The 5,901-nt window shown below is 45.2% G+C and carries 4 protein-coding genes and 1 pseudogene; 4 read left to right on the top strand and 1 reads right to left on the bottom strand.

What is annotated here, in order from left to right:
• Positions 1-168: 168 nt before the first annotated feature.
• Together QTO00_RS13270 and QTO00_RS13275 are read left to right on the top strand one after the other, a co-directional pair.
• Entirely contained in the window at positions 169-1,266 is a 1,098-nt protein-coding gene (locus QTO00_RS13270; protein WP_331425230.1) for a PEGA domain-containing protein, read from the top strand.
• A gap of 142 nt (positions 1,267-1,408) precedes the next feature.
• Positions 1,409-3,235, top strand: coding sequence for an SUMF1/EgtB/PvdO family nonheme iron enzyme (locus tag QTO00_RS13275; protein ID WP_331425231.1), 1,827 nt, complete (start codon positions 1,409-1,411; stop codon positions 3,233-3,235).
• A gap of 96 nt (positions 3,236-3,331) precedes the next feature.
• Here QTO00_RS13275 and pdxH read toward each other — a convergent pair whose 3' ends face one another.
• A complete protein-coding gene (gene pdxH, locus QTO00_RS13280) occupies positions 3,332-3,967 on the bottom strand; it encodes a pyridoxamine 5'-phosphate oxidase (protein WP_331425232.1) in 636 nt (211 codons plus the stop codon).
• A gap of 227 nt (positions 3,968-4,194) precedes the next feature.
• Here pdxH and QTO00_RS13285 point away from each other — a divergent pair, with 227 nt between their 5' ends.
• Positions 4,195-5,586 carry an HlyD family type I secretion periplasmic adaptor subunit gene (locus QTO00_RS13285; protein WP_331425233.1) on the top strand — a complete coding sequence of 464 codons (1,392 nt, stop codon included), beginning with the start codon at positions 4,195-4,197 and terminating at the stop codon, positions 5,584-5,586.
• Positions 5,587-5,659: 73 nt separating this feature from the next.
• Positions 5,660-5,901 (top strand): annotated as a pseudogene (locus QTO00_RS13290) (transglutaminase-like cysteine peptidase); the annotation flags it as partial.

Here is a 5,901-nt window from a genome sequence, read left to right on the forward strand (position 1 = left end):
CTCTTATATAAGAGAGATGAAAATGGAAGAAATAGACCTTTGCAAGGCATCTTAGCAATGGACTGTCAAAAGTTTGTCTTTTTCCTTTTTGAGGTGCATATCCGTGGAATATGCACTGGTTTAAATATTTCACATTGGTAATTTAAACGTTAATTGTTGCAGGGACTTATGATCATACGTCGCATCCCAGCGCTTTTGCTTGCGCTAAGCCCTCTTTGGGTTTCGACTTCGATTTTTGCAGAAGAAAATATACAGGCCGATCCTGTTGCTGAAATCGAGAGTAAATTAGAAAATAAAGAAGCGGAAATGGGCACTATGGCCAAAGAGTTTGACTCTGAAGCTGAACGTCTCCAACAACTTCAAAACGAGCAAAGTAAGCTTAAACGCAGCGAGCAGGAGCTCAACGCGAAGCGTAACCGCACCAAGTCAGCTTTGGACAAACAGTATAACCGCCTTTTGGATGATCCAGATATTGACTTAGTTTCTTTTCAAAAAGCTTATCAAGATGCTTGGTCTGAGGTGAAAGCGAATCAATCGTCATTACTTGAGAATCAACAAGCGATCACTGAAAGTGAAATGCGCTTGTCACAAGTTAAGCAAAAACAAGCACGTTTGAACTCTGAGCTTTCTTACCTTCAAGAGCAAAAAGTGGAAGCACGCGTTAAGCGTATCGCCGCTGAACTTCGTGAAAGTGACGTTCTTGAAACGAGTTACAAGACTACCTGTTCATCAACCATGACATTGGGTGAATGTACTAGCCAAGGGCACTACCTGACTAAGCAACGTGCTGTTAAAGCATTTAAGTCGAAGTTAATGGACCGCCTAACTGAATCGAACATCGCAAAACAAAACGCGAAAGGTGTTCAGTTAAATGTGCACGTACAAGAGAGCCAAATTGTTAGCTCTGGTTTTGAAGGCAACAACAGCTACTTCACTAAAATGCAGGCACAGCTTCAAGCTCGCCCAGAAGCACTCGCTGCTTGTAAATTGCTTAATGTTTCTTCTCGCTACTGTCTAAAAGGTGAGCAAGAAGAGAAAGCGAAGAAGAGCGACAAAAACTGGGTTAACGTAACTGTTCGCTCAGACCAATATGACGACTCAGTAGTTATTAATGGTATCAACTACGGCAGCACACCTGTTGAAGTTGTACTGCCTCGAGGTAAACACCAAGTTACTGTGTCGAAGAACGGTTTTGAAACGTACAATCGTGAAATCTCTGTGAACAGCAATGACACAGTGTGGGTTAAACTGCGTCCGAGTGGCTAGTAATTGAAACTCATACAAGATTCACAAGATTAAGCTAAAAACGCCATTTTGATCCTAAGTTATGAACTGATAACTTAAGAACAAGTGGCGTTTTCGTTTAGAATAAACCGATTAACCAATGATTAGATGTAGAAGAAAGACAATGCGTCCAGGTTTACCAGCACTTTTATTAGCATTATCGCCGTGTTTGGTTTTGTCTCCTGCTTTAGCAGAGAGCGCTCCACAAACGTTGGTACAGATTGACGACCAACTGTTTACGAAGCATGGTGAGTTAAAAGCTGCGCAACAAGCTAAAGAACAGCAGCAACAACTGCTCAATAGCAAGCAATCTGAGTTGGACTCGCTTGAAACGACGGCAAAATCACTTGATAAGTCGTTTGCTAAAGCCAAAAGCCAGCTAGAGAACGCGTACCAACGAATGATTGACGACCCGAATGTCGATCTTGCTGCATCGCAAAAAGCTTACCAAGACGCTTGGTCGGCTGTAAAACAGAACCAAAAATCTCGTCTAGAAGCAGAGCAAGAAGTCGTGGAAGCACGAACCGTGCTGACAACTCGCCAAGCTGAGCTAGAAGCCGTAGAGCAAGAGATCGCGGGTCTAGATGAGAGTAAAGTCCGTGCTCGAGTAGAACAGCTTCGTACTGAAATCAAACAGCCTCAAACCCTTGCGATCAGCTTTACTAACCGATGCCAGGCCTCTCTAACTCTTGCTCAGTGTGATCAACAAACACGAGAGTTAGCGCTACAAAAGGCAGTTAAGAAGTTCCGTGCAGGCCTTGCTGAGCAAACAAGTGAAAGCGCACTTGTTAAGCGCAACATTAATGATACTGCGCTGAACATTCACGTACTTCGTCATAATACGAAGCAAGCTGGCTTCTATGACGGTACTCGCTACCGCACCATTATGGACGTAGAGTTAGAAGCCCGCCCGAAAGCTAAAGCGGCTTGTGACTTGCTTCAAGTAGATACTCGATACTGTTTTGCTCCAGGTACAAACCGCGAACTGCAGATGCAAGCGGATCAAGAGATGGCTTGGGTAACCCTGTCAGTGCGTTCAAACCAGTTCAATGATGGCGTCTACATCGACGGCGTCTCGTATGGCAGTACCCCTGTCGAGATCATGCTACCAATTGGTCTTCATGAGGTGACGGTTCAAAAAGAAGGTTACAAAGCGTTTAGCCAACAAGTATCCATTAAATCGGATACCGCAATTCGCGCAGTACTAAAAGAGAAGGCTAACCCTCTATATGCAGGGAGCAAGTTCGCTGACGGTATGGAGAGTAGTGGCCAAGCTCCTGAAATGATTGCTATTTTACAAGGTAAATACTTCACAGGTGAAAACGCATCAAAACAGGTCTTCCTTGATCATGCTTACGGGATTGGTGCTACGCCAGTAACAGTGAGTCAGTTCGCTACTTTTGTTGAGCATACTAATTATCAAACCGATGCTGAGCTTAAAAATACTTGTACAGCGTTAGTCGGTGGCGAAGTAACACCTGTATCAAACGCGAGTTGGCGTGATCCTGGTTTCAGGCAATACCCTAACTCTCCCGTCGTTTGTGTTAGCCAGAATGACGCAAAATCTTACGCAAACTGGCTAAGAAAGCAGACCGGAGCCTCTTACCGCCTACCTACCGAAGAAGAGTGGGAAGTCGCAGCTCGCGCTGGTAGCCAAGACAAGTACTGGTGGGGCGATAAGTTTGCCTCAGGTGAAGCCAACACCGGTTGGAGCGGTACACCATGGTCAAACGTGAGTACTTCCCCTGTCAGCGCATTTAAGCCAAATAATCTTGGCCTATATGATGTAGTAGGTAACGTTTGGCAGTGGACGAGCAGTCCGAAAGGCATTGCCAAAGGTGGCGCTTGGAACTTCTCTCCTGAAATGGCTGCTTCCGATAAACAGCTGTTCCTATCTACCTTTGAAGCGGCGAACTATCTAGGTTTCCGAGTCGTTAGGGACATCAATTAGAAACCAAGTTTCCCTTACACTAAAACGCCGCTTTAAGCGGCGTTTCAGTATCTATCAAAATAGTCGATGGTCAGCAACTGATTCTAACCGCTCTTACTAAGGTGCGAGTCGGTCTACGATCCAGCTGTCATGATCTTTCGAGAACAAGAATCGGTCGTGAAGCCTATGCTCTCCACCTTGCCAAAACTCAATGCTTTCCGGTTTAATACGGTACCCCCCCCAAAAGCTTGGCACAGGGATTTCACCCGCAGCAAACTTTTGCTTCAGTTCCAAGAACTTACCTTCTAGCACACCACGTGCGGAAATTCGGCTACTCTGTTTGCTGGCAATCGCAGCAATTTGGCTCGATTTAGGTCGGGAAGAGAAGTATTTCATATTCTCCACCGCAGACAGTTTTTCTGCCACTCCGGTAATATGAACTTGTCGCTCAATTGGGTGCCAAGGGAAGTGCAGGCTCACTCGGGCATTGTTCTCGATCTGCTTAGATTTGCGGCTACCTAAGTTGGTATAAAAGACAAAGCCTTGATCATCGACACTCTTTAATAAAACGATACGTTGAAAGGGCTGACCACGTTCATCAACCGTCGCGACAGTCATTGCTGTTGGGTCGGTTAGTTTTGCATCAATAGCTTGTTTTAGCCACACATCAAACTGATTGATCGGGTTTGGCAGCAGATCTTTTCTACGTAATCCACCTTTCGTGTACTCGCGACGAATCTCATCAAGTTCCATCTTTTCTCCTCAGCGAAATTTTTAAATCGATTGTGCGCTCTTAATAAGAAGAACTCAAGCCCAACTGACCGGATAGCGCTAAACTCTATATAAATGTGAGGATATAACAGGGCCAACCTATTCAACTACGATAAATATGACAGCAAATCCTTAACATTTTCTGCGATGAGTAATAAAATCAATAGAATAACCACATTCAAGGTCAGTTGACCTTATAAGGAACACCCATGAGTAAGAGTAGTTATAACAAACTTACTCCAAACGAGCTGGACTACGTCGACGACAAAACGGCCGCGCTATTGCTCAATACACCAAGTAGCGCCCGTATCATGCTGTGGGTAATGGTACTGTTTTTTATTCTTGCCGCTCTATGGGCCTCTTGGGCCGAAATAGATAAAGTTACCGCAGGCCAAGGTAAAGTCGTGCCTTCGTCCCAGATACAAGTTGTTCAAAACCTCGAAGGCGGGTTAGTGAAAGAGATACTTGTACGTGAAGGACAAAAGGTAGAAAAAGGCCAGCAGCTTCTCCTGATTGACGATACCCGTTTCCGTTCAGACTACCGAGAGCGTGAGCAACAAGTGGCTAACCTGACTGCGAGTGTATTGCAACTATCAGCATCTATCACCAGTGTCGAAATCCAAGAAGACTTCGATGAAAACAACTGGATTGATAGTGTACGGCTCAATTTCAACAAGCTCGCTTTTCCACCAATTTTGGAAGAGGTACAGCCTGATCTTGTTGCTCGCCAACGTGCTGAATACCGTCAAGACCTCAACGAACTTCGTAACCAAATCTCTTTGCTTGACCAGCAAGTGAAACAGAAACAGCAAGACCTCGTCGAGATTCAAGCTAGGGTAAGAAACTTGCGCGAAAGCTACCGCTTTGCCAATAAAGAGCTAGAAATCACCAAACCACTAGCGGAAGAAGGTGTCGTTCCACGCATTGAATTGCTTAAACTACAGCGCCAAGTGAACGATACTCGTAGAGAAATGACCTCCAGCGAACTAAAGGTCCCTGTACTTCAATCAGCAATTCGTGAAGCTATGCTTAGCCGTATCGACGCTGCGCAAAAGTTTCGTTCTGAGCAACAAGAGAAGCTAAACCAAGCACAGGACAAGCTCTCTTCATTAACAGAGTCAACCATTGGTTTGGAAGACCGTGTAAATCGTACGGTAGTGACCTCTCCGGTCACAGGCACAGTTAAAACACTCAACGTAAATACGGTCGGTGGTGTCATCCAACCCGGTATGGATATTGTTGAAATAGTACCAAGTGAAGACACCTTATTAGTAGAAGCGAAAATTGCGCCGCAAGATATCGCCTTTTTACGCCCCGACCTACATACCATCGTAAAATTCAGTGCCTATGACTTTACTAAATATGGTGGTTTAGAGGGCACCCTTGAGCATATTAGTGCAGACACCACCACTGATGAAGAAGGAAACAGCTACTACCTAGTACGAGTCCGAACGAAAGAGACGAGTCTCGACAAAGACAACTCGCTGCCAATCATTCCAGGAATGACAGCCTCGGTGGACATTATCACAGGTAAACGCACCATCCTTGAGTATCTAATGAAACCAATTCTTAGTGCACAAAACAACGCCCTAAAGGAATAGTCACCATGATCAACAACCTATCAGGGACGGCGATTTGAACCTTCGCTATTTCGCTAACGGCCTCGTCACACTAATCGTGGTGTTGCTAGCAACGACCGCTTCGTTTGCTCTCAATACTCAAGAGCAACGTTGGGTTGATGCGGTGCGGCAGACCTATGGTGACCGAGCAGCCAAGCGTGTAGAGACTTGGCGCCGAGAAATGGCTGTTTACAAAACTCTGCCTGAACGGGAGAAGCTGACTAAGGTTAATGCCTTTTTCAATCAGCTCAATTTTGTCAACGACATTCATTTGTGGGGTAAAAATGACTACTGGGC

The organism is Vibrio sp. M260118, from assembly GCF_036533755.1.
Classification (GTDB): Bacteria; Pseudomonadota; Gammaproteobacteria; order Enterobacterales; family Vibrionaceae; genus Vibrio.